Raw genomic sequence first — 24,233 nt, 5'->3', positions numbered from 1 at the left:
GACGGACTCCTGATCGGCATGGTTGGTGAACCCGGTAACTGCAACCCGACCTACGCCGGCCGGGGCCCTGCGTCGATGATGACAGGGTTGTGTGGAACTGGCGAACCGGAAGGTCTCGGCCAGGCGTCCCATCATGCTGGTTCTCCACAGCCTTGTCCACACCTGGGGACACACCGAGCGACGGCTCACAGATAACGTTCAGAATAAACTCTGAAAACAGTAGGTATGGATGGCCCGGATGATCTGCTGCGAGCCCGCGGAATGACAGAAGTGTCGTCATTGACGGGGCTTTCGAGTCGGTACGCACAGATCCAGGAGTTATCCACATATCCGCAAGGGTGTGGACGGAGTCCTTCCCACAACCGTGGACACGGACGACCCCGCTTGTGGACGGAGTGTGGAGAGGATGTGGATGACGCCACCGGTCACAGTGGTCACAGTCGGCCACATTCGTTTGACCGGCAAGAGGGCCAAACGTAGGCTGTTGCAGACGTTCGCGCGGAGTCAGGTCCCGAACCATGGGGCAGCCGCACGAGCGACAGTGCCGCGAACCTCGCGATGCACTGTTCCGATCACCTCAAGCAGGAGTTAAGCCCGTGAGCAAGCGGACCTACCAGCCGAACAACCGTCGTCGTGCCAAGGTGCACGGCTTCCGTAAGCGCATGTCCACCCGCGCAGGCCGCGCCGTCCTCGCTTCGCGGCGCCGCAAGGGCCGCGTTCGCCTCGCCGCCTGAGGTGCTCGGCGCGGCGCACCGATTAGCGCGGGGTGAGGACTTCACTACCGCGATTCGTCGGGGTACGCGCTGCGGGAACCGCAGGCTGGTCGTGCACTACCACGCCGGCGGGAGAGGGGATGACTCCCCGGCTCTCGTCGGCGTCGTCGTGCCCAAGAAGCAGGTCCCGCTGGCCACTCGCCGCAACCGCGTCAAGCGCCGGGTCAGAGCCCTCATGGCGCAGCGGGTCGGTTCCCTGGAACCGGGAGCTCGCGTCGTCGTGCGCGGATTGGCAGGTGCCGACGGCGCCGACAGCAGCACCCTGGGACGGGACCTGGATCGGCTTCTGAGCCGGTGCCGGGAGCGTCAAGCTGAAGGGCACCGGCGGTGAGCCGGCCGGTTGCGGGCGTAGCGATGAGCGGATGGCTGACGCGAGTCCTCGTGGCTCCGGTGCGTTTCTACCAGCGCTTCATCTCGCCCGCCCTGCCGGCCTCCTGTCGCTACTACCCCACGTGCTCGGCCTACGCCGTCACGGCGCTCAAGGTGCATGGTCCGATCAAAGGCCTGCTGCTGGCCCTGTGGCGTCTGCTGCGATGCAACCCGTTGACCCGCGGTGGAGTCGACCATGTTCCGGACAAGGGGCAGTGGCGATACCACCATCCCCGTGACGTTCCGAGGTTCACGGTCGAGGACCCCTGACCGAAGCCGCTGAACCGGCGGACACGACGCCGGCTCAAGCCCTGAGCCCACACTGATACCTCTCGCACGAGAACCCTCATACAAGGAGTACGGATGGACACGTTGCTGTGGCCGCTCAAGGTGGCCGTGGCCTGGGTCATGGTCACGATCCACAAGGCCCTGGTCCTCATCGGCTTCCCCGACGGACCGGGTGTTGCCTGGGTGCTGTCCATCATCGGTCTGACGATCGTGGTGCGGCTGCTCATCATGCCGCTGTTCGTCAAGCAGATCCGAGCCTCCCGCGGGATGCAGCTCCTCCAGCCCGAGATGCAGGCCCTTCAGGCCAAGTACAAGGGCAAGAAGGATCCCGAGTCGCGCCAGCGCATGAACGAAGAGATGATGGCGCTCTATCGCAAGCACGGGACCAACCCCATGGCCTCCTGCCTGCCGATCCTGGTGCAGATGCCCATCTTCTTCGCCCTGTTCCGGGTGCTGGCCTCCCTGGGCCCGGTTGCCACCGGCCACTACGGTCGCTCCTCGATCGGCCCGCTCACGATGGAGCTGGCCAAGCAGGTTCAGGCCTCCAGCGTCTTCGGTGCCAGCCTGTCCTCCGCCTTCCTGGGCAGCACCGACACGCGGGTCAAGATCGTCACGGTCGCCATGATCGTCCTCATGTCGGTGACGCAGTGGTACACCATGGCGCAGCTGTCGATGAAGAACATGTCGACGGACTCCCTCAACTCCGACAACCCCATGATCCGTTCCCAGCGGATGATGCTGTACGTGATGCCGGTGATCTTCGCCGTCTCCGGCGTCCACTTCCAGATCGGTGTGCTCGTCTACTGGGTGGTCTCCAACCTGTGGACCATGGGCCAGCAGTTCTTCACCATCCGCAACATGCCCGCCCCCGGCAGCGAGGCCGAGAAGAAGTACCGCGCCCGCATCAACGCCAAGCGGGCCCGCAAGGGACTGCCCTCCCTGGAGGAGGAGGAGCGAGCCGAGGCGATCGCCAAGGCCGAGGCCGAGGGACGCACCGGAGGTCAGCGGGTGCAGCCGGTGCGCAAGAACCGGCAGAAGAAGTCCGGCGGTCAGGGCGAGTCCCGCAGTGAGGCCTTCGCCGATGACTCCGATGTCGAGCAGCTCGAGGACGCTGATGAGGACAAGGACTCGACCTCGTCCAAGAGTGGTGGCCTCAGCGATGAGGAGATCGCTCGACGTCGTTATGAGCGCCGTGCCCGTCAGCGGCGCGAGGCGGCGGCCCGACGCAAGGCCCAGGCCAAGAAGAAGCGCAACCGCTGATACGTGTTCAGCGGCCAGATAACCCGGTTCCCATCACAGATACGGATGACATGATGAGTGAGCAGCACAGTAACGACTCCTCCCACCAGGCTGCGGATGAGGCAGTGAGCAGCCCCGTGAGCAACACTGTCTCGCGCCTCGAGGAGGAGGGCGAAATCGGTGCCGACTACCTCGAGGAGCTCCTCGACATCGCCGACCTGGGCGGTGACATTGACATCGACATCGATCACGGGCGCGCCTCGATTGCCGTGGTCGCCTCCGAGGAGGGTGACGAGCGCGAGCTCGCTGACCTCGTTGGACGCGACGGGGAGGTTCTCGAGGCCGTTCAGGAGCTGACCCGCCTCGCGGTCCAGGCGCGCACCGGCAACCGCTCCCGGCTCATGCTCGACATCAACGGCTACCGCGCCGATCGACGTACCGAGCTGACCAAGGTCGCCCAGGAGGCGGTCACCAAGGTCCTCACCTCGGGAGAGGCCGTCAGCCTCGAGCCGATGAACCCCTTCGAGCGCAAGGTGTGCCACGACGTCGTCGCTGCCGCCGGACTGGTCTCCGAGTCCGAGGGCGCCGAGCCGCACCGCTACGTCGTGGTCCTGCCCGCCGATGAGGAGGGTGTGGACGACGACGCCGAGGACGCGGTTGACGACTCCGCTTCGGAGCAGGCCTGAGCATGAGTGAGGAGCAGCGGGCCCAGGTGGAGGAGCCGACGGCGGAGATGCGGGAGATCTTCGGGGTCTCCTTCTCCGCGGCGGAGCACTTCGCGCAGATGCTCGCTGAGGAGGGTGAGCTGCGCGGTCTCGTGGGGCCGCGCGAGCTTCCCCGCCTGTGGACCCGGCACATCGTCAACTCGGCGGCCGTGGTCCCCTTCCTGCCGGCCCGGGGAAGCGTGGCCGACGTGGGATCCGGGGCCGGCTTCCCCGGCATCGTCGTCGCGCTGCTGCGCCCCGACCTCGACGTCACGCTCATTGAGACGATGGAGCGGCGCACACAGTGGCTCTCCGACGTCGTCGAGGAGCTGGACCTGGACAATGTGACCATCCGGCGGGCCCGGGCCGAGGAGGTCAAGGACCGTTATGACGTGGTGACGGCTCGCGCAGTGGCGAACCTGTCCAAGCTCGTGCGGCTGACGGCGCCCTTGCTTCGACCGGGGGGTGCCCTGCTCGCCCTCAAGGGGATGCGGGCGCAGGATGAGGTCGACGACGCCAAATATGTTATTAAGAAGGCTAAGTTATCAGTGGCTGTCGTTCATGAGGTTGTCACCGCCGGTGACGAAACAACGGCTGTGGTTGAGATTCGCCGCCCGAAGAGCCGTTGAGATACGGCGCGCGTTCGGTGTAACGCGTAAGGATCGACCTGCTCGCGTAGACTCGTAACTGCCCGACTGGCTCGGGCTGTTGGGTCGCCGTCCGAGGAGAAGCAGGTTTGTCCGGATCGTCTATCTTCGATCAGCTCCAGGCCGAGCACCTCGCGTTAGACGAGGTAGCGGGTGGAGAGTTCCCACATCCCGAGCGGACTCGTGTCATCGCAGTCGCCAATCAGAAAGGCGGCGTCGGAAAGACGTCGACCGCGGTGAATCTTGCGGCGGCTTTAGCTGAAGGTGGGCTGCACGTTCTGCTCATCGATGCCGACTCTCAAGGTAATGCCTCCACTGCACTGGGGGTGGAGCATGATGAGGACAGCGCCTCCATCTACGACGTCCTCGTTGACGCCATGCCGATCAAGGATGTCGTCGCCAAGACGCGATTCTGCGAGTCCCTGTGGTGTGTGCCTGCGACTATTGACGTGGCTGCGGTTGAGATAGAGCTCATCTCCACTGCTGAGCGTGAGTCACGACTGCGGCGTGCGCTGGTGGACTACCTGGTTTCACGTGAAACGGATGGTCTGGAGCCCCTCGACTACGTCATCATCGACTGCCCGCCGAGCCTCGGCATTATGACGATCAACGCCTTCGTCGCTGCTGACGAGGTGCTTATTCCGATGCAGGCCGAGTACTACGCTCTCGAAGGCCTCGCCCTGCTGACGCGCTCCATTGACAGGATCGCGCGTATTCACAATCCGGGACTGGGAGTCTCCATGATTGTGCTCACCATGTTTGACGGACGCACCACCCTGGCCCGTGAGGTGGAGTCCGAAGTTCGTTCCTATTTCCCTGATGCGACGCTGGACACCAAGGTGCCGCGTTCCATCCGTGTTGCCGAGGCCCCCTCCTTCGGTGCTCCTGTGGTGTTCTGGGATCCCCGGTCCACCGGCGCAATTGCGTATAAGAAAATGGCTCGTGAGGTCGCTCTGCGGGGCGCTCCCCGAATTGAAGGCGAGGAAGCCTGATGGCTCAGAAACGGCGCGGACTGGGACGAGGTCTGCAGGCGCTGATTCCCGAGGCGCAGAAGGAGAAGGTACCTGCTGCGTCTCGTCCTTCCGATGTGTTCTTCCCCGACTCCCGGAAGGACGAGTCGCGTGATGAGGATGTGGCTTCCCAGGCCACGCATGACGCTCCGGAGCCTGAGCCGGCCGCCGAGGCGCGCAGTACTCGCGATCTGGCCGCTACTCTCCTGGCTCCGTCTCAGCGGAAGCGTGGATCCAAGAGTCGCTCGACTCGATCCACGACCGCATCCAAGACCGGTGCTCAGAACAAGCAGAAGAAGCCGGTTTCACGTGAAACCACGCCGGATTCGACGACTGTTGCGGAGGTGACGGAGAAGAAGACCGCGAAGAAGTCGTCATCTGCCGGCTCAGCGAAGCGGAGTGCATCGGCCGCGCCGAAGCGAGTAACCAAGAAGGCAACGAAGGCAGTCCCCGCTGTGGTGGAGGAGCCTTCGCATGAGGCCTCGACGGTTGAAGATGTCCAGGAGGAGAGCGCTTCGACGTCGGTTTCTCAACCGGAATCTACGCCTGTGGTCCCCGAGGTTTCACGTGAAACGGAGGAGGAGCAGCCTGAGGCTGCCGATCACGGGAACTCCGATGCTGAGAAGGAGAGGACCAAGGAGGATCTGACGGCGGCCTCGGCTGACGCTGGAACTGAGGCGTCCGAAGGGACCGATGCCGAGGAGGAGACGGCGGATACAGGCGCCGATGATCTCGTTCCTGTCCCCGGTGCCCGCTTCGCTGAGATCCCGGTGGGGCTGATCCACCCGAATCCCCGTCAGCCCCGTCAGGTCTTCGACGAAGAGGACATCGCCGAGCTGGCGGCCTCGATCGCTGAAGTGGGTCTGCTGCAGCCGATCGTGGTGCGCCAGGTGCCGACTGCTCCGGGAGAGGAGCTTCGGTATGAGCTCATTATGGGTGAGCGGCGTCTTCGCGCTTCCAAGGAAGCCGGATTGGAGACGATTCCGGCGGTCGTTCGGGATACGGACGACGTCGACCTGCTGCGTGACGCGCTGCTGGAGAACTTGCACCGTGTTCAGCTCAATCCCCTGGAAGAGGCCGCGGCTTACCAGCAGCTGCTGGAGGACTTCCAGTGCACCCACGCGGAGCTTTCCGAGCGGATTGCCCGTTCTCGGTCTCAGATCTCCAATACCCTGCGCCTCATGAAGCTGCCGCCGCTGGTGCAGCGTCGGCTCGCTGCGAATGTCATTTCAGCCGGACATGCTCGTGCGCTTCTGGGTCTTCCCAATGCGGCGGAGATGGAACGACTCGCTCAGCGCGTGGTTGCCGAGGGACTGTCAGTGCGCGCCACGGAGGAGCTGGTTGCGCTGCATGAGGAGCCCGAGCCGGGAACGGACCAGCCGAGGGTCTTGCGTGCTCGGAGCACCCCTCTCCCGGCGCTTTCGACCCGGCTGTCCGATGCCTTCGATACTCGCGTCAAGGTGACCCGTGGAGCGAAGAAGGGGCGCATCACCATTGAGTTCGCAGGCGATGAGGACCTCGCTCGTCTGGTCGACGCGCTGGCTCCGGGAACGTCTCTTGACGAGGAGTAGTCTGCGCTGATCCTTCGAGCACGGTGGGGCCGAGACACTGAGTGTCTCGGCCCCACTGCCGTCTTCGCTGAATCACCATGATGGGGAGACATGGATGGACGACGGCTGTGTTTCACGTGAAACACAGCGGTACTCATCGGTGATCCAATAATGTGGGGTGAACTCAGGGCGTCACCCACGGTGCTGAACGTTGATTTCGTCGGTCCAGGGTTTCACGTGAAACATGTGGACACCGAGTGATACGTCATTGCTGAGACACATGGACACCCGCGAACGGTTGACTGGCCGAGGTGGGAGTGATGCGTCCTCTCATGACGTCTGAGAGCTTGGGAGGTCATCGCATCTGAGACGCTGGTGGGAATGGTGCTTGCCGCTTAGGCAAAGCGCACATGAGCCCTCCCCAAAGCGTCCCAACGCTCGTGCAGTGGGCCGACCTGGGGAGGGGGCGGAACCGGCCTTTACGCTCCGCCTCGCGCCTCTGTGCTGGAGTCTAGGGGCAAGTAAGGGAAGGTCCGGCCGGCCCCCAGCTGAGAACGCCGGGCCAGGCCACCATGACCCCGCGGGGTCGATCAAGCCCGAAGTGCGGTGACCGCAGCGCTGACCACAACGGTTCTGCCGTCATAGTGAGAAGGGAGCGTCGCTGGAATACTACCTCTGTTTCACGTGAAACCAGCGTTGGCCACTGGTTCGCGGCGTGGAAGCGGTGTTGATGTGAGCTCCGTTAAAGTCAATGCTTCGCCAGAAGCTGTTGTTGGTTCAGCCCCAGATGATGAACAACCGCCCCCACACTCCTATCCGAGCAGAGTCTGAGAAGTGAGGAGACCAGGAATGGACGGGTCCTAGTACTCTCAAGGTTTCACGTGAAACACGGGAAGAGGTTGTCGTGACGTCGCGGAGGCTGTGTTGCGCGTCCGCATCGAGGTGTAGCGGTGTCGGTCGACGCGGTTCTCAGGCGTCACTAGAGGAGTGCGTATGACAAGGAGCAGAGTCACGACGCCTCCCGCGCGGCGTTGTACAGGCGATGGCTCGGATGAGGCTATACGCGTGTGCGCTCTTTAGAGTCGTTGCCAGGTCCGCTCGGAACCGGCGTGGGTCGCTCACACGGATTCACAGGCACGGTCAATGTCGGCCTCGTCAACGGCTCAAGAACGGGGTCGTTGGGTCCTGAAGTGCCGGGCACGTCGTCATGAGCCTATGCATCGTTGATTGCTCCGACACGTCGGATCCGACGGTCATGGGGAGTGCACGGATTCCCTTGGTTTCACGTGAAACCGCGGGTCGAAGTTCTTCCCCTCCCCGTGGGGTAGGGGTGGTGCTCTGCGGGGCATCGCAGCCTCATCGTGGCCCGACATACTGGCGGCAGAAGATTGCCGCTTCTCAGTGGGACTCACAACCGCGGGGCGATAGTGCCCTCGATTCGTCAGCCATGGACGGCAGATGAGGGCGCACAAGGGAACTCATACGGATTACTCGGGATCGCCGGTTTCACGTGAAACCGGCCGGGAGATGATGGAGGATAGTTCTCGTCGAGGTTCCTCTAATCGACGTGGTGCGCGCACGTAGCCGATGAGGTGTCGGTCATGGCATCTCAGCCCCTTCCCCGGGGGAGGCGTTGGTTCGCTTTCCAACGGTGGGGATTGCTTGTGTCTCCTACGTCCCCTGTAGTGCATCGGTTGGTGCACCAGGCGGGGCGTCGAGGGTGGAGTTCTGCATGGTGGGCAGTGCTGAGGCGTGGATGGGGCTCCTTGCTACTCACAGGCCTGCTGGGCGTGCCACTCAGCGACAAGAGCGGCACCGTGCCTACCTATCCTGGGAGTGCGGGCCGCGGGGGTGACGTCGGCGCTCCGCCATGACGCCCACACCATGCTCGTGAGTCGGTTTCACGTGAAACCAATAGTGAAGCGTCCGACGGCAATGTTTCGTGAGACGTCTGCAGACGTCTCCGAGACGCAGAAGGCATGATTCCAAGCTGCTGGCTGAGACGTGATGGCCTCTCCCTTCTCGGAGGCAGGTAGGGCATATGCCGTAGCACGTGAGGACCAACCTGATGCCGATTCTCTGTGCCCGGTAGCGGTCTTCCGTTGAGTAGGTCGTGCCCGGTGGGGTGGAAGACGTCCTGCTGCCGTGGAAGAACGTGGTAGATGCATCGGCTTTGGTCGGGGCGGACCGAGTGCTGCGCGTTGGAGATACACGGCGAATCTGACAGCGACAATGTGTGCCTCCGGACTGACGTGGACGGTATGGCGGCGTTCCCCGGGGGCTGGGGCCGGTTTCACGTGAAACCGGAAGAGAACCGGCTGAGGTCTGCTCTCGTTCATCATCTTCCTTGTCCGCATGATGTCAGTACACATGTGGTTTGCAGCGCGCGAGTGACAGCCGGCCTACCAGCCTTTTACCGGGGGGATAACGCCGGTCTCTCGCCAGAGACGAGGATGACGCGTTACTCGCCATTCTTAGTGGCGTGAAGTTCAGGAGCTCAGTGTGAGGCGCGGGGGTTGTGCCGAGCATCGCCGGTTGGTCCTGAGGACAGGAGCAAGCCGCTGGGCTCCTCCGGCCGAACCGAGCATGTACATGAGTGCTGCGCTTGTGCCGGGCATGTTTCACGTGAAACCGCGGCGATTCGCTGAAGAGTCGCTTTCGTCCGGATTCGGCCGGCGGACGTCACGGCAGTACATGCGGGAGTTCATACTGGCGTGCGATGACGGGATGCTCAGGTGTCCCCCGGGGGAGGTATCGCTCGTCCCCGAGCGCCGAATACGGCGAGAGGGTCCCACACACGCTCCGACGCGAAGAACAGAAGTCGGTCATGCTCCTGATTGCATGTGCCGAGAGTCAATGTTGGGCACGGAGCCATGCAGCAGGTGGCTCGACTCCTCCACTTGGACTGTGATTGCACCGCCTCCGCATCGGTGCATGATGTTGACCGCGCGGAGGGCATAGCGGAGTCTTGACTGTGCCGACGCTCTACTAATGTGATGGCTCGGAGCAGGTTTCACGTGAAACCGCGAGATCAACAGGGTAGGCGGTGCGCGGAGCGATCTGGTTCATCACGGCAGCCCGGAATGCGTGCCGATCGATCAGAGGGCATGAAGGGTATCGCGGGCTCGCTGATCGACCGGACGCGCGGGAGATCGGAGTGGATGCTCCAGATACCGGAGGCCATGGGTGTTGAGCTCGTTCGTCAGGCTTCGTAGGCAGGCACTGGAACTTCTGGGGCCTTTGGAGCCCTTCCCCAACTGTTCCGAACGGGGTCGTCACCGGGGTTTGCCCACCCGCTCTCGGGGCAGGAGGAACAGAGGACGGTGATCGCCATCGTGCACTAGCAACGCGCCGCTCGGTATGGTGCGTAGCGCTGGGGAGCAGGGCCGGGGCTGGAATGAATGAGCGCGATCCATCCGAATCCGATCTATGGTGACGGCACCTGTTGGCTTGGAGTACCCCTACTCCGGGGATGACTGCCCCTGATGAGAACCGTCGGGTGTCAGACCGAGCCGGGCCGTACCCGGATAAGCGGCCACCATTTCAGTTGGCACCGCGCCCCTCTTCCGTCATGACGCTGACGCCCGTATGCGCAGGAATCGAGCAAGGCTGCGGCCGCTGGCAAGTTTCACGTGAAACCAAGGGAAGCAATTGGAACTTGGTGGTGGGTGGTGGTGTGTTGTATCCGAGTAGTCCATGCGTCGACCGCGCCCTTGACATTGCCCCGTGCCGACGATGAAAGCCGATTCGCGTCCGGCGCTCCTGACTCCAGCTATCCTGTGTCGCCTTGTAACAGCCGCGCGGCCCTCGTCATCGCAACGCTGGGCAGACCGGCTGCGTCACCGCACTTCAGATCCTCCCCGGGCTCTCTCAGCGGCACACGATGAACTGGTGAATGGGAGAAGGGCGCGTCCTCAGCGGACGTGGCTGAGGCACGCTGAACTGGTCGTTGGGCACAGTCGACGCCTGGTTTCACGTGAAACATGATCGTGCTGCGTTGAGCTGCGTGCTCCGTTTCCCGATTTGCCGGCGCCCCTGTCTGCGCGATGACGTCCATACCTGTGACCCTTTGGGCAGCATTGTCTACCGTGCTTTGCACTCGAAGCACATCAACGAGGGTGGCGGCGCCTTGCGTTCAAAGCACGTTGCTCCCCAAACGAAGGATCTGTAGAAGCCCATCCCTCGGCGCGGGATGTGGAAGGCTCATAAATAGGTTTCACGTGAAACGGCCAGGATTCCGTATGACCCGACACTCTGTCCTCCCGTTACGATGCCTGCGCTTGTCGTTCTGGTGAGGTATCGAGGCAGGTCCGAGTGATGCCAACCCCTACCCCGTTCCGAGAGCAGCCTGCCTCGACGATTGTGCGGCAGACGTGTTCCACTAGGGCAATGACGCACGCACACTGCATCCGGTTTCACGTGAAACTGCGGGCTCTCCGGTTGCTCGTAATGGAACGTCGTTGAGAAGAAGACGTCGATGGTGGTATCCGCTCGACGCCCTGCGGACCGTCACGTGAATACAACGGTGGCTCCACTCATGTCGAGTGGAGCCACCGTTTCACGTGAAACCGAGCCGGCGTTACGGATGAACCAGCGGGTTCCTCACCAACGCGTCATACAGGTCGTCCAAGGAGCCCTCGGCCTCTGCGGCAATGGGCAGCAGGGAGGTCTCCGTCATTCCCGGAATGACGTTGACGTCGATGAACCAGGGAGTCCCCTCGCCATCGAGAATGAGGTCGGTGCGCGAGAGGTTGCCCAGCCCGAGAGTGGTGTGAACCGTGATAGCCGTCGTCTTCACCTTCTCGATGACCGCCTCATCCAGCCGAGCAGGCACGAAGTACTCCGAACGGCCCGGGTTGTACCGTGCATCAAAGTCATACTGCCCGTCGGTGACGACCTCAACAGGGGGAAGAGCACGCGGGCCCGCTCCTGTGTCGACGACGGAGACCGCCAGCTCCGTCCCGGCGACGTAACGCTCGATGAGGGCACGCTCGTCGTAGGCGAAGCACGCCACCATCGCGGAGCGCAGCTCGTCGGCGGTCGATGCGTAAGAGACACCAAGGCCGGAGCCTCCCTGATGCGGCTTCACCACCACTGGCAGCCCCAGATGACCTGCCACGACGGTGAGAACGTCCTGGGCCCCTAGTTGACTGAAATAGGACTGTGGAAGCGTCAATGAATCAGGAGTAATCACTCCTCCGGTGCGAACACTCGCTTTGGCCGTTGGCTTGAAGGAGGCCCGCTGGCAGCCGTCGGAGTGTGTGCCGACATACGGCAGTCCCAGGGAGATGAGGACGTTCTGAAGCCCCCCGTCCTCCCCGGGGCCGCCGTGAACCAAGGGCCACACGACGTCGGGCCCGAAGGTCTTGAGCGATCCAATGGTGCGTGCGTCGATATCCAGGACGAGGACGGTGTGCCCGAGGTGCTTGAGTACCTGGGCGACGCGATGCCCCGAGCGCAAGGAGATGTCGCGCTCATGGCTCAATCCGCCGGCGAGGACAGCGATACGGAGTGGAGACTGGTTCATCGTCAACCTCAGATCTGGTCGGGTGCGGGCGCGTGGACGCCCTCGGACGGATGGGGACTGTGGGTGGGCCCGAACAGGCTCAGCAGCTCGAGATCGCGGGTCACGACACCGGACAGCCGGCGCACCCCTTCACGGATCTCGGCCGGCTCGGGATAGCAGAAGGACAGTCGCAGGTGGTCCTGCCCCGCCCTGCCGCCGGCGTAGAAGGCGGTCCCGGAGACGTAGGCGACCAGGTTCGTGACCGCGCGTGGCAGCATGTCCTTGGCGTCGAGTCCCTCAGGAAGCCCGACCCACACGTAGAAGCCGCCGTCGGGCACGTTCCAGTGGCACATGGGCAGGAACTCCTCCAGCGCTGCGACCATGGCGTCGCGCCGCTCCTGGTACATGGCCCGGAAGTCCACAATCTGCTGCTTCCAGTCGAACTGCTCCAGGTACATGGAGATTGAGAACTGACCCACCGACGACGGGCACAGGATCGCCGCCTCAGAGGCCAGCTTCATCTTCTCCCGCACGGCCGGCGGGGCCACCGCCCAGCCCACGCGGTAACCCGGAGCGAAGATCTTGGAGAAGGAACCCAGATAGACGACGTCGTCGGGCGCGAGGGTCTTGAGCGCGGTGTAGGTCTGCCCCTCGAAGCCCAGAAGACCGTAGGGATTGTCCTCCACGATGAGGATGTGGTGGCGTCGGCAGATCTCAACGACCTGCCGGCGACGCTCCTCGGTGAGCGTCACTCCGGCGGGGTTATGGAAGTTGGGGAGGCAGTAGAAGAACTTGATACGGCGGCCTTCTCGTTCGAGGCGGGCGATCGTCTCCTCCAGCGCCTCCGGGTCGACGCCCCCGGCATCAATGGGCACCTGCTGCACATCGGCCTGGTAGGTCGCGAAGATCGATAGTGAGCCGACGTAGGTGGGCGCCTCGGTCAGCACGACGTCGCCGGGGTCGACGAAGAGCTCGGTGACGATGTCGACGGCCTGCTGAGAGCCGGTGGTGACGATGACGTCCTCCGGATCGGCCCGAATCCCCTCCAGGGCCATGACCTCGGTGATCTGCTCGCGCAGCCGCGGCAGTCCCTGCCCGTTCCCGTACTGCAGCGCCCGGCCACCGTCCTCGCGGATCATGCGTGCCGTGGCCTCCGCCAGACGTTCCAGCGGGAGGTCCTTGAGGTTGGGCATGCCGCCGGCCAGGGAGACGACCTCGGGGCGGGAGGCGACGGCGAACAGGGACCGCGTCTCCGAGGCACGCAGTCCGTGGGCTCGTGCCGCATAGCTGTCCAGCCACGGGTCGAGTCGGTTGCCCTTCACCTGGTTACTGCTCTCACTCACCTGCGGTCCTTCCTTGGTCGCCACTGATGCGTCTGTGGACCTAAGTCTGCCACGGACCCAGGTGTGCTCAGCAGTCGTCGTGGGCAGGAGTATTCGGCGGTGTTTCACGTGAAACACGTTCATCGCCTCATCGTCGTGACGGCGCGCGCCGGACAAGTGCGCGCCGCGCATCGTGGGTACGATGCGCGGCGCGGTGAGAGTCTGGACCCTTGCGGGCCGATCTCGGTCAGCGGTTCAGGGCCCGCTCCTCGATGAGGGCGCGCAGGGGAGCCTCCTCATTGTCGATCGTCTCGACCTTCTGGGGCCGGGCGAGTAGGTCGGCGACGACGTCGGGAGTCTCCGGTTCGCTCCCGAGTGCCTCGGCCACCGTCTGCGGGAACTTCGCGGCCTTGGCGGTCTCCATGACGAGCGTGGGGAAACCGGGCTCCATGACGCGCAGGGCGACCGTGACGCCGTCGGCCGTGTGCGGGTCGATGAGCCGGCCGGAGCGCTCCTTGACGCTGCGGATGGCCTCCAGCCGGTCGGCGTGCGTGGACGTGCCGGCCATGAAGCCGAACTCCTCGCGCAGGCGCGGGAGCTGATCGCGCAGGTCGAGTGTGCCGGTTGTCTCCAGCTCTGCCCAGCGCTGCACGAAGACCTCGGGCCCCAGCAGTGCCCAGATGAAGCGCTCCAGGTTGGAGGCCTTGGAGATGTCCATTGACGGGCTGGAGGTGGCCAGGGTGTCCTCCGCGGAACGGGGGCGGTAGATGCCGGTGGTGAAGAACTCCTCGAGCACGTTGTTCTCATTGGTGGCCAGCATGAGGCGGCGGATCGGCACCCCCATGGACCGGGCTAGGAAGCCGGCGTAGATATTGCCGAAGTTGCCCGAGGGCACGCACACGTCGACCTGGTAGCCGGCGCGGCGCCCCTCCTCCACGGTGTCGGTGACCCTCAGCCAGGACCACACGTAGTAGACGGCCTGCGCTGCGATCCGGCCGATGTTGATGGAGTTGACGGCGCCCAGGTGATGAGCGGCCTTGAACTCCGCGTCGTTGCTCAGCGCCTTGACCAGCGCCTGGCAGTCGTCGAAGACGCCGCGCACCGCGATGTTGTGGATGTTGGCGTCCTGGAGGGTGTACATCTGGGCGCGCTGCACCGGGCTCATGCGGCCGGCCGGCGAGAGCATGAAGACGCTGACGCCCTCCTGCCCCCTGAAGGCGTGCTCGGCCGCAGAACCGGTGTCGCCGGAGGTGGCGCCCAGGATGTTGAGCACCTGTCCGTGCTTGGCCAGCACATAGGGAATTGCCTGTCCCAGGAACTGCATGGCCAGGTCCTTGAAGGCCATCGTTGGTCCCTCGGACAGGCCCACGAGGGTCAGGCCGTCGGCGACCTCGTCAAGCTCGGTGACAGGGACGACCGGCTGCGGGAACCGCTGCGGGCCGTAGGCGGCTCGGGTGAGCTCCGCCAGGTCCTCCCGGGGAATGTCGGTGGCGAACAGGCCGATGACCTCCGTGGCCAGGTCGGCGTAGCCCAAGGGCCTCCAGGCCTCAATCTGCTCGAGGCTCAGGGCGGGCAGCCGGCTGGGAACCGCCAGGCCACCGTCGGGCGCCAGGCCCGCCACAAGAACGTCCGTGAACCCCGCTGCCGCCATCTGGCCACGGGTCGAGATGTACTGGGTGTGCTGCATGTGCCGCCTTCTTGCCGTGTCGCATGCCCTGGTGCCGCGTGCGAATCCGGTGCGATTCTACGGGGCCGTGACGGCAGGTGACAGGTGCGGTGTCAGATGCTGTGTCAGATACGGCCTCGCTGAGGTGACGGACCGCCTAATGACGAACCAGACATCAGATAACCGCTGGGACAGGACATCGGCCCCACCGGGACGCCGCGAGGGGCGGCTCGGTGGGGCCGATGCGTGAGAGTCGGAAGACAGGGCGGAGGCCCCGGCCTCAGGCCAGGACCTTCTCCACCTCGGCCTTGAAGGATGCCTTGGGGCGCGAGCCGGCGAACTGGTGGAAGACCTCGCCGTCGCGCACCACCGCGAAGGTCGGGATGGAACGCACGCCGTAGGAGCGGGCCGTGGCCGGGTTGGCGTCCACATCGACCTTGACGAACTTGACCTTGTCACCGAAGTCGGCAGCGACCTCGTCCACGATCGGCGCCATCTGGCGGCAGGGGCCGCACCACTGGGCCCAGAAGTCGATGACGACGGGCACCTCGGACTTGAGGACCTCCTCCTCGAAGGTGGCGTCGGTGACGGCGAGAGCCTCGGACATGATTGTTCTCCTCGAACGTTGTGGGTGGGTGAGTCAGGATGGGACGGGGCCGGCGATGCGACGTCGGCGGAGCCGACCCCACCCTGTGCTGAGTGGAGGCAGCCGGCCCTCAGGCCTGCAGAGTGGTCAGGTAGTGCTCGGCATCCAGGGCCGCGCGGCAGCCGGAACCGGCTGCCGTGATCGCCTGCTGGTAGGTGGGGTCGGCGACGTCACCGCAGGCGAAGACCCCGGGGATGCGGGTGCGCTGAGAAGGCGCTTCGACCTTGATGTAGCCGGCCTCGTCGAGCTCGAGGACGTCGGTGACGAGCTCGCTGCGCGGCACCTGTCCGATGGCGACGAACAGACCCGTGGCCTCGAGCCGGCGGCGGTCCCCGGTGACGGTGTCCTCCAGGGTGACGCCGGTCAGCGAGTCCTCGCCGTCAAGCTCGACGACTCGCGAGTTCCAGGCGAAGGAGATCTTCGGGTCCTCCTGGGCGCGCTTGGCCATGACGGCCGAGGCGCGCAGCTCGTCGCGGCGGTGGACCACCGTCACGGAGCGGGCGAAGCGGGTCAGGAAGGTGGCCTCCTCCATGGCCGAGTCCCCGCCACCGACGACGACGATGTCCTGGTCCTTGAAGAAGAACCCGTCGCAGGTGGCGCAGTAGGACACGCCGTGGCCGGAGAGGCGCTCCTCCCCGTCGATGCCCAGGTGCCGGTACTCCGAGCCGGTGGAGATGATGACGGTGCGGGCCTCGTAGACGCCATCAGAAGTGGTGATGCGCTTGACGTCGCCCTCCAGCTCGAGGGCGGTGACGTCCTCGTAGCGGATGTCGGCACCGAAGCGCTCGGCCTGCTCCTGCATCTGGGTCATGAGCTCAGGGCCCATGATGCCCTCGACGAAGCCGGGGTAGTTCTCCACCTCGGTGGTGTTCATCAGGGCACCGCCGGCAGTCACCGAACCGGCCAGGATGACCGGATTGAGCTGGGCGCGGGCCGCGTAGATGGCGGCTGTGTAGCCGGCGGGACCGGAGCCGACGATGACGACGTCGTGAATCATGACTCTCCTGACGAGCGGATAGGGGCCGCAGTGCGCGACTACCTGAGGTAACTGGTGAGCAGTACGGACTGTTCCCAGGGAAAGTCCTATTTGATTGTGACCTCAGTCACCGTTGCCTTGTAGGGGAACTCGGTGGGATCACTGTTCTTGGGCAACTGGGTCACCCTGATGACGATGGTGTCGACTTCCTGAGGGTTGTCGACCTTGAAAGTGGTGCTTCCCGAGGTGAAGGCGCCCTCGGCAAGGACCGTACCGCCGCCCGCGTTGCTGAGGTCCGTGGCGCGGATCTCAAGCCGCCCGCCCTCGTTGGTTCCCTGCAAGTCGATCTCAGAGACCTTGGCACGGCTCTTGAGCTTGATCTCGATGTCAATCGGCTGGATCAGGTCCGGACTGCCGGTGTTGTGAGAGAACCAGGGGCGGCTGGTGTCGCCGTCACTGAGGTACTTTTGGTTGTTGTCCGCCTGAGTACTCAGGTTGTTGGCAACGCTCACGCCGGCGATCTCGGGCTTGGCCTCAGCCGGCTGGGGCGCGGGCTGCTGTCCGCCCCCGCCGCCGTTCTCCTGGGCACTGGCCGAGGGGACGGTGTCAGCGGCCGCGCGGTCCTTGTCCGCGAAGGGGATGCCGATCGTCTGGTACACGATGTAGCTGGCCACCACGAGCAAGACGATGACCATGAGGAAGAAGGTGACCAGGACCGAGCTGGTCGTGCGCTGCTCGCGGCGAGCGGCCTCGGGGTCGACCTCCTCGTCCTCGTCGTCATCGAAGGCCGGGAAGCTGCCGGTGAAGGGCTCGGCCGGGACCGGCGCCGGCCCGGGAACGGTCTCGGAGGCGGTTGACAGGACGTTCGGGATCGGGTTCGTCGGCCCGGTGACCTGGACGTAGACGTCGTCGGCGGACTGCTCCTGCGCAGCCGCCGACTCCGGCAGCTGCGGATCGGGGGCCTGTGTGGCCGGTGTTGTAGCAGCCGAGGCCGCCTCGATGACGGAGGTCTGCTCGGCAGGTGTCTCGGAGGCGGTAGGCACCACGGACGGTGCCGGCTCCGGCTGAACCGGTGCGGGTGCTGTCTGCCCCGCCGGTGCGCTGACCGTGGCGCTCTTGCCCGCACCGCTGCGCCGCAGCCGGTCCAGGACTCCACGCGCCGCGTTGGCGACACCGGCTCCCGCAGCACTGACGGCGGCCGAGGCACCCGCAGCGCCACCATTGCCACCAGTGGCGCCGCTGCTCGACGAGGGGTGCTGGGACGAGGGGCGCTGCGCCGGCCCGGACTCGTGGTAGCCGGCCACCTGGTCCCAGGTGCCCAGTGAGCGCGCCACCTCAGCTGCGGAGATCGGGGGCTGGCTGCTCCAGGTGCGTTCGCACAGCTCATCCAGGACCGGGTCGATCCCCGGCACGAGCGTGGAGGGCTTGACCGGGACACCGCCCAGTCGAGGTGCGGAGGGAATACCGGGGCGCTTGCCCGGCCACCGGCCGGTCAGGCCGTAGTAGAGGATCTCCACCAGGGAGCGGGCGTCGGCACGGTCGGCGGCCGACGGGTCATGGCCGGCGACCCGGCTCTCCAGATCGAGGGCGGCGGCCTCAATGCCCAGGCCGCTGACCTTCACCGTTCCGTCGGGAAGGACGCGGATGGACTCCGGCGACAGGTTGAGGTGGTGCAGTCCCCGGCGAGCACCGGCGTCGAGCGCCTGCGCGGTCTCACCGATGATGGCGCGGGCCTGCGCCGGGGGCATGCCCCGGGAGACCAAGGAGGAGAAGGTTCGTCCGGTCAGAGGCTCGGTGACGATGACGGAGGGTTCGGCGCGCTCGACGTCGTAGACCTGCTGGAGACGCTGGTCCTCGACCAGCACCGCCCTGCTGGCCGACTCCAGGACGTTGTCGCGATGAAGCGTCGCGTCGGTGAGAACCAGGATCGTGACGTCTCGATCCAGGATCGTGTCGACGCCACGGTGCCTGACAATGCGCGGCAGGGTGGTGGACAGCGTTCCCAGGAGCCCGTAGCGACCACTGCCGATCGGCGTCGCCTCCGACATGCGTCTCCTTCCTTGAGATGGTTGTCCATCTGAACCAGTTGACCCCATCGTAACTGTCTGCGGGCTCCAGACCGGGGTGATGTGGCCGGTGTGGGCAGAGCTGTGTGATGGGTGGGCGGCGGAGCGTCCTGTGGCTCCCCGCGACGGGGGAATACTGGCCGGCAGCGACGGCGGGATACTCCCGGGTGCGTCGGACGGGACGTGCCCCGGGGTGGGCCAGTGGTGGGAGGAGCCGGCTGCGGCATCGGCGCTCGGGGGCGGCGGTGCGGCCGCGGCCTGCGAGGGTGCCGGTGGCGGCGGTGCGAGATGCTGGAAGGGCTGCCCGTTGTGAGGGTGGCCCGCCACGGCCTGAGAGGGGTGGCCGCCCGCGGGCTGGGACCCCATTTGACCCGGCTGTCCCCAGGGGTGGGTCTGGGCCTGAGCAGGTGGCGGCGGTGCGGGCGGAATCGCTTGAGCACCCCCGGAGGTGTAGCCAACAGCACCATGCGCCGTCGTCCCCGTTGAAAGACCGGAGGGGCCTGAGGCCGCCTGAGCCGGTGGAGGTGGGGGCGCAGGCGCCTGGACGGCAGGCATCTGAGCGGTCGCCTGGGTCTGCGGCTGCGCCGGTGACAACCATGCCGCCGCCGCCAGGACCGCTCGCCCGGGCGCGCCGGGCAGACGCCGACCGAGCGTGGACAGGATCCGCGAGAAGGGCCGGAAGGCGACCGCGATCTCCTCGATCCGGACAATGCGCCCCATCAGCAGGTAGATGAGCGACATGACGGTGGCGACGACGGCGATGTGTCCGAGTGCCGCGGTCATGTTGGCCAGGGAGGAGTCGGCGTCGATGTCACCGAGGAGCGCGTTGAGCAGGATCCCGACGACGACCGCGGGCGCCACCGCCATGATGAGACGCAGGTGGGTGGTGACGATCTTGCGGCTGTCGAGGCTGGGCAGGTGGGAGCGCATCATGGGGATGACTACCACGCAGCCCCCGATCTGGCTGATCGTGTTGGCCGCGCCCGCCCAGGTCATCCAGTGGTTGGCCGGGGCGACGAAGTAGGCCAGGACGCACAGGATCACGGGGATGACGCCGACGACGACGTCGGCCAGCAGCAGCCGCTTGGTATCGGAGTAGGCCAGCATCACCCGCTGGGTCCCGAACCAGATCCCCTGCGGGACGATGCCCAGCGCCAGAGCGATGAGCATGGGGGCGCTGGCCTGGGCCTCGGGCAGGGAGATCGAGGGGGTGAAGAGCTGCAGGGCCGGAACGGCCAGGACGCAGATGCCCGCGGTGGCCAGCACCGTGAAGACGCCCGCCGAGCGCAGTCCCAGGGAGAGGTCCTCGCGCACTCCGGCCGCGTCCCCGGCCGCGGCCTTCTCACTCATCCGGGTGAACAGGGCCGTGATGATGGAGGTGACCACGAGGGACTGGGGCAGCATGTACACCAGGTAGGCGTTGAGCCACATGGTCGTGGAGGGCACGATGACGTTCGCGTACTCGGGCTGCTCGGAGGCCGTGACCGCGTAGGAGCCCAGGTTGGAGGTGATCCAGTTGCTCAGACTGGCCACGCCCACCCCGGCCAGCGCCCACAGGGCCACCTTGACGGTCTTGCCCAGCCCCAGGCCCCGTACCCCGAAGATGATGCGCGGCCGGAACCCGGAGCGCACCAGGGGGATGTAGAGGATCAGCGCCTGGACCGCGATGCCCAGGGTCGTCGTCGCCCCGATGAGGGTGATCCGGCCCCAGCCCCAGACCTCTGCGCCTTCACCGGCGGTGTAGCGGCCGTAGATATGGAGGTAGAACAGGATCGAGGCGATCGAGATGATGTTGTTGAGCACCGGCGACCACATGTAGGGCCCGAAGCTCGAGCGGGCGTTGAGCACCTGCCCCCACAGGGCGTACAGGCCGTAGAAGAAGACCTGCGGCATGAACCAGAACGCGAAGGCGAAGGACAGCGCTCGCCACTGCCCCTGGGCCAAGGAGTTGGCGTTGAGGGTGAAGATGAGGGGCGCGGCCGCGGTCGCGATGCACGTGACCACCAGCATGAGCGTGGCCGCGGCGGTCAAGAGGCGGTTGACGACCTCCTCGCCGTTGCGTCGTCGCAGTGCCTGAACGATCTGCGGCACCAGGATCGCGTTGAGGATCCCGCCGATCATCATGTTGTACAGGTAGGTGGGCAGGTTGTTGGCCGTGTTGAAGGCGTCGGCGGCCCCCGACCCGGTGGCGCCCAGCGCCATGACGATCAGGGCGTTGCGCACCATGCCCAGAATGCGGGAGACCAGGGTCCCCGAGGCCATGATGGCCGAGGAGCGCGCCAGGGACGCCTGGCTGCGCCCCTGGGAGGAGGATCGCCCGATCCGTACACGCTTGATGATGCTCATGCCGTCTCCTGTGCAGCCGGGGCCACTGCGGTGCGGCGGCCTCGTCGTACTGTCCTCACCGTACCGGTCACCACGATGGCGACCAGGACCCCGACGATGACTCCGGTGCCGCGTCCCTCCCAGTCGGCGCGCACGCGCATGTTGACGGTGGTGGGGGTGCCCACGGTGGTGCCGTCGGCGGCGAGCACCTGTACCGTCAGGGCGACGTCGCCGGAGCCGACGGCCTGGATCGGCACCGTGACCTTGGCCTGCTGGTGGGCCGGGACCCGCACGGTGGTGGTGCGCGGGACCTGGAGTCGCTTGTTGTTCGAGACCAGGTAGACCTGAACCGTCACGTCCTGGTTCAGGGAGGAGGTGATGCGCACCGGCAGCTGGGCCTCGGAGCTGATGACGTTGATGGTCGACGACGGCACCGCGGCCAGCGAGGAGGTGACGTCGGCGCCAGCCGCCTCGGCGTTGGGGATCTGGGCGCTGCGGGTCTTGGGGTCGGAGCGCCAGGACGCTGAGGAGACCACCGCCTCCAGGTTGGTGTAGTCGCCCAGCAGGGCGGCCGGCTCGGAGAGCACTGAGGAGATCGACTGCAGGGTCGTGGCGGTACGGCCGGCGGCGGCCAGGGTGTCGGCGGACAGCTCGTTGGTGTCGATCACCGTGTCCGGCATCTCGGAGCGATCGATCCGCGAGGTGCCCTCGGCCACGGCCGAGACCTCCTGTTGAGCGTGCTCCTGGAGGGCGGAGAAAGACTGGGACTGGGTCCAGGGGACTGAGCGCAGGGCGGCCACCCGCTCGCGCACGACCGATGACTGCACGGCGGAGGCGGCCCGGCGGGGCATCGCCACGACGATGTCCCGTTCCAGCGCCGGCGCCTGGCGGGCCAGGATGGCACTGTCGCTGCGCAGCAGCTGGCGGGTGTCGAGCGCGGAGGCCTGGGCGCTCTGGGTGGTCGGGGTGCCCTGATCGGAGGCAGTGGGTTTGGCGTCCTCACCGGTGAGCGCCCCCGATAGGGACTGCTCCGGGATCAGGACCGCGTGGTCCCCGGAGGCGCCCAGACCGGAGGGGGTGTAGGTGAGGTCGTCGGACGGCGACAAGGACTCCGGTGAGGCGATGATGGTCGAATCCGGCTGCGCCAGCGCATTGACCGTGGTGGCGTCCGCGACGCTGGAAGCCAACCAGGACACCGACGTCGGGGCCCCCACCTTGACGATGGCCGACTCCTGGGTGCGCCGTGCGGCGGTCTCGATGAGGCTCGTCTGCTGCAGGTGCGCCAGGGCCGCGGTGTCGGAGTCGCCCCACGGCAGAGCCACGAGGCTGTCGGTGTGGATGGCCCGTGCGAGAGCCGCGGAGAGCTGGATGACCTCGTTGGAGGCCTGCGGGGCCTTGCCGGACGGTGAGGCGGTGGCGTTGCCCCCCGCCTGCGGTGACGGGGTGGCGCTTGCCGAGGGGGCCGGCGTCGACGGTGTGGTCGGGGCCGACGACGCGGAGGAGTCGGCGCTCTGGGGCGCCTGAGGGGAGGCGTCCGGCGTGGAGGGCTGGGAGTTGCTGTTGCGGGCGGCCTGCTCGAGGCTGTCCGTGGTGACACCGAGGGCCTCGATCAGTGCCGGGTCGACGGCGACCACGACGCCGTCGCCGGCCATACTCACCAGGCCCAGGACCCGGTTGTGGATGCGACTGAGGGCCTCCGTGCGCTCCTGGGTATGCGGGGCGGACAGCACCGCCATCTCCTGAGCGGAGGCGGTCACCGGCAGGAAGACGGTCATGCGCACCGGTGCGACGGAGGTGCCACTGTCCCACACGAGGATGCTGCGGTCCTGGGCCAGGGAGACGTCCTGGGTCGCCAGGCCGACGGAGACGCCGCGCGGCCCCCACTGGTCAGTGCTGTCCAGCGGCAGCTCGTCGGCGGGAATGGTGATGGAGAACTGGGAGACGCCCCCCGGCTGGAGGTCATGACCCAGTGGGACCGTGAAGGGATCCGACAGTCCCGACTCGTCGGTCCCGGTCAGCCACTTGCTCAGGTCCCGACTCGTGGCCTCCGTGGATCGCTGCACCCGCGTCACCAGGTCCGCCCCGGTGATGGTCTGAGCGGTTCCGTTGGTGATGGTGCCGGTCAGGTTGAGGTCCTGGTCGCTGTGGAGCACCTCGGGGGCCATGGCGTCGATGCTCACGGTCACCTGGTTGGAGGGCTTCTCCTTCGATGCCGGGGCGGATGGGGCGGCCTTCGTCGGGGCCGACGTCGCGGACGGCGTCGCCGGGGCGGCCGGGGCGATCTCAGCGGAGAGCCCGGCGGACTGCGCGAGCGGGAGCGTGCCGGAGCCCTGGTCCGCCTCGGCCACGGGCAGGGCGGCCACCGGCCACAGCACCAGGCCGGCCACCCCCAGTAGGGCGGCAATGGTCACCATCGCCCTGCTCCGCAGCCGGGAGCCCAGCGTGGTGACCACCTTCGCGTACACAGAGGCGGCGGTGCCCGTCATCCATCCCCCACCAGGATGTCCCAGGCCGCGGCCACGATACGGCGCTCGTTGGGGTAGGCCAGGCGGTGGGAGACGTCGTCGAGGGCGACCCACTCGACGTCCTCGGCCTCATGGTCCGGGTCATTCTCCGTGGTCAGGGTGCCGCTGACCGCCTCCAGCAGGAAGTGGTGCACCACCTTGTGGACGCGGTGCTCGTGGCCGGCGAACCAGTAGTCGATGGTCGCCAGGTGGCGAAGAACCCGACCGGTGATCCCGGTCTCCTCCATGATCTCGCGGACCGCGGCCTGCTCGGGGGTCTCGGCGCCCTCCAGGTGCCCCTTGGGCAGGCACCACTCCAGGCGCCCGCCCCGGTTGCGCCGGGCGATGACCGCGGTGAAGGCCTGCCCGTTCTGGACGTCGACGACCAGGCCGCCGGCACTGGTCTCATTGACGATGGGCAGGGCGCGTGCACTCGCCCGGTGGGCCGGGTTTCCGGCGCGGGGCGTGCGAGTGCGTGGAGAGGGCATGGGGACACTCTAGGGCGTCCGGGCCGCCGGGCGCCGCTGGCCGAGTACGTCGTCGCACACAACTGCGCCATCCGCGGACGGACATGGGGGGCGACGGCGGTCGGTGGCGGCCGTGGACGCGGTGCAGGATGGTCCTCACCACAGGGCGGCTGAG

The 24,233-nt window shown here is 66.2% G+C and carries 16 protein-coding genes; 8 read left to right on the top strand and 8 right to left on the bottom strand.

Translation table 11 applies throughout. The annotated features are described in order from the left end of the window. Positions 1-596 precede the first annotated feature (596 nt). From rpmH to HW274_RS12625, 8 genes are all read left to right on the top strand, one after another. Positions 597-734 carry a 50S ribosomal protein L34 gene (rpmH, locus tag HW274_RS12660; RefSeq protein ID WP_003788507.1) on the top strand — a complete coding sequence of 46 codons (138 nt, stop codon included), beginning with the start codon at positions 597-599 and terminating at the stop codon, positions 732-734. Position 735: 1 nt separating this feature from the next. Then, positions 736-1,104 carry a ribonuclease P protein component gene (gene rnpA, locus HW274_RS12655; RefSeq protein ID WP_003788509.1) on the top strand — a complete coding sequence of 123 codons (369 nt, stop codon included), beginning with the start codon at positions 736-738 and terminating at the stop codon, positions 1,102-1,104. A gap of 23 nt (positions 1,105-1,127) precedes the next feature. Further along, on the top strand, positions 1,128-1,412 hold the full coding sequence (gene yidD, locus HW274_RS12650) for a membrane protein insertion efficiency factor YidD (RefSeq protein ID WP_070510270.1): 285 nt from the start codon (positions 1,128-1,130) through the stop codon (positions 1,410-1,412). Between the two features lie 93 nt (positions 1,413-1,505). After that, positions 1,506-2,690 carry a membrane protein insertase YidC gene (gene yidC, locus HW274_RS12645; RefSeq protein ID WP_075253656.1) on the top strand — a complete coding sequence of 395 codons (1,185 nt, stop codon included), beginning with the start codon at positions 1,506-1,508 and terminating at the stop codon, positions 2,688-2,690. 50 nt (positions 2,691-2,740) lie between these two features. Next, on the top strand, positions 2,741-3,355 hold the full coding sequence (locus tag HW274_RS12640) for a R3H domain-containing nucleic acid-binding protein (RefSeq protein ID WP_075253657.1): 615 nt from the start codon (positions 2,741-2,743) through the stop codon (positions 3,353-3,355). A 2-nt stretch (positions 3,356-3,357) separates the two neighbouring features. After that, positions 3,358-4,002 carry a 16S rRNA (guanine(527)-N(7))-methyltransferase RsmG gene (gene rsmG, locus HW274_RS12635; protein WP_020992091.1) on the top strand — a complete coding sequence of 215 codons (645 nt, stop codon included), beginning with the start codon at positions 3,358-3,360 and terminating at the stop codon, positions 4,000-4,002. A 107-nt stretch (positions 4,003-4,109) separates the two neighbouring features. Beyond that, positions 4,110-5,012, top strand: coding sequence for a ParA family protein (locus HW274_RS12630; RefSeq protein WP_003788519.1), 903 nt, complete (start codon positions 4,110-4,112; stop codon positions 5,010-5,012). Continuing rightward, complete coding sequence (locus HW274_RS12625; RefSeq protein WP_075253658.1) at positions 5,012-6,601, top strand: ParB/RepB/Spo0J family partition protein; 1,590 nt, start codon at positions 5,012-5,014, stop codon at positions 6,599-6,601. Before HW274_RS12630 ends, HW274_RS12625 begins: the two co-directional genes overlap by 1 nt. 4,558 nt (positions 6,602-11,159) lie before the next feature. On the opposite strand, the gene HW274_RS12620 is transcribed toward HW274_RS12625, so the two are convergent. The 8 genes from HW274_RS12620 to HW274_RS12585 all read right to left on the bottom strand — a co-directional run bounded on the left by HW274_RS12620 (position 11,160) and on the right by HW274_RS12585 (position 24,079). Beyond that, complete coding sequence (locus tag HW274_RS12620) at positions 11,160-12,107, bottom strand: ATP-grasp domain-containing protein (protein WP_075253659.1); 948 nt, start codon at positions 12,105-12,107, stop codon at positions 11,160-11,162. An 8-nt stretch (positions 12,108-12,115) separates the two neighbouring features. After that, a complete protein-coding gene (locus HW274_RS12615; protein ID WP_075253660.1) occupies positions 12,116-13,429 on the bottom strand; it encodes a PLP-dependent aminotransferase family protein in 1,314 nt (437 codons plus the stop codon). Between the two features lie 226 nt (positions 13,430-13,655). Continuing rightward, positions 13,656-15,095, bottom strand: coding sequence for a threonine synthase (gene thrC / locus HW274_RS12610; RefSeq protein ID WP_075253661.1), 1,440 nt, complete (start codon positions 15,093-15,095; stop codon positions 13,656-13,658). Positions 15,096-15,354: 259 nt separating this feature from the next. Beyond that, positions 15,355-15,681: a thioredoxin gene (trxA, locus tag HW274_RS12605; protein ID WP_003788529.1), complete on the bottom strand. Its 327-nt coding sequence runs from the start codon at positions 15,679-15,681 to the stop codon at positions 15,355-15,357. Positions 15,682-15,790: 109 nt separating this feature from the next. Further along, positions 15,791-16,717: a thioredoxin-disulfide reductase gene (gene trxB / locus HW274_RS12600; protein WP_075253662.1), complete on the bottom strand. Its 927-nt coding sequence runs from the start codon at positions 16,715-16,717 to the stop codon at positions 15,791-15,793. Between the two features lie 86 nt (positions 16,718-16,803). Then, entirely contained in the window at positions 16,804-21,108 is a 4,305-nt protein-coding gene (locus tag HW274_RS12595; RefSeq protein ID WP_075253663.1) for a murein biosynthesis integral membrane protein MurJ, read from the bottom strand. After that, positions 21,105-23,573 carry a DUF6049 family protein gene (locus HW274_RS12590; RefSeq protein ID WP_185988930.1) on the bottom strand — a complete coding sequence of 823 codons (2,469 nt, stop codon included), beginning with the start codon at positions 23,571-23,573 and terminating at the stop codon, positions 21,105-21,107. The genes HW274_RS12595 and HW274_RS12590 overlap by 4 nt, the downstream gene beginning before the upstream one ends. Continuing rightward, positions 23,570-24,079: an NUDIX hydrolase gene (locus HW274_RS12585; protein WP_003788538.1), complete on the bottom strand. Its 510-nt coding sequence runs from the start codon at positions 24,077-24,079 to the stop codon at positions 23,570-23,572. Before HW274_RS12585 ends, HW274_RS12590 begins: the two co-directional genes overlap by 4 nt. Positions 24,080-24,233 lie beyond the last annotated feature (154 nt).

Source organism: Actinomyces sp. oral taxon 169, assembly GCF_013394715.1.
GTDB lineage: Bacteria > Actinomycetota > Actinomycetes > Actinomycetales > Actinomycetaceae > Actinomyces.
Note: the sequence above shows the minus strand (reverse complement) of the source record. Positions and strands in the feature narration are given on the sequence as shown.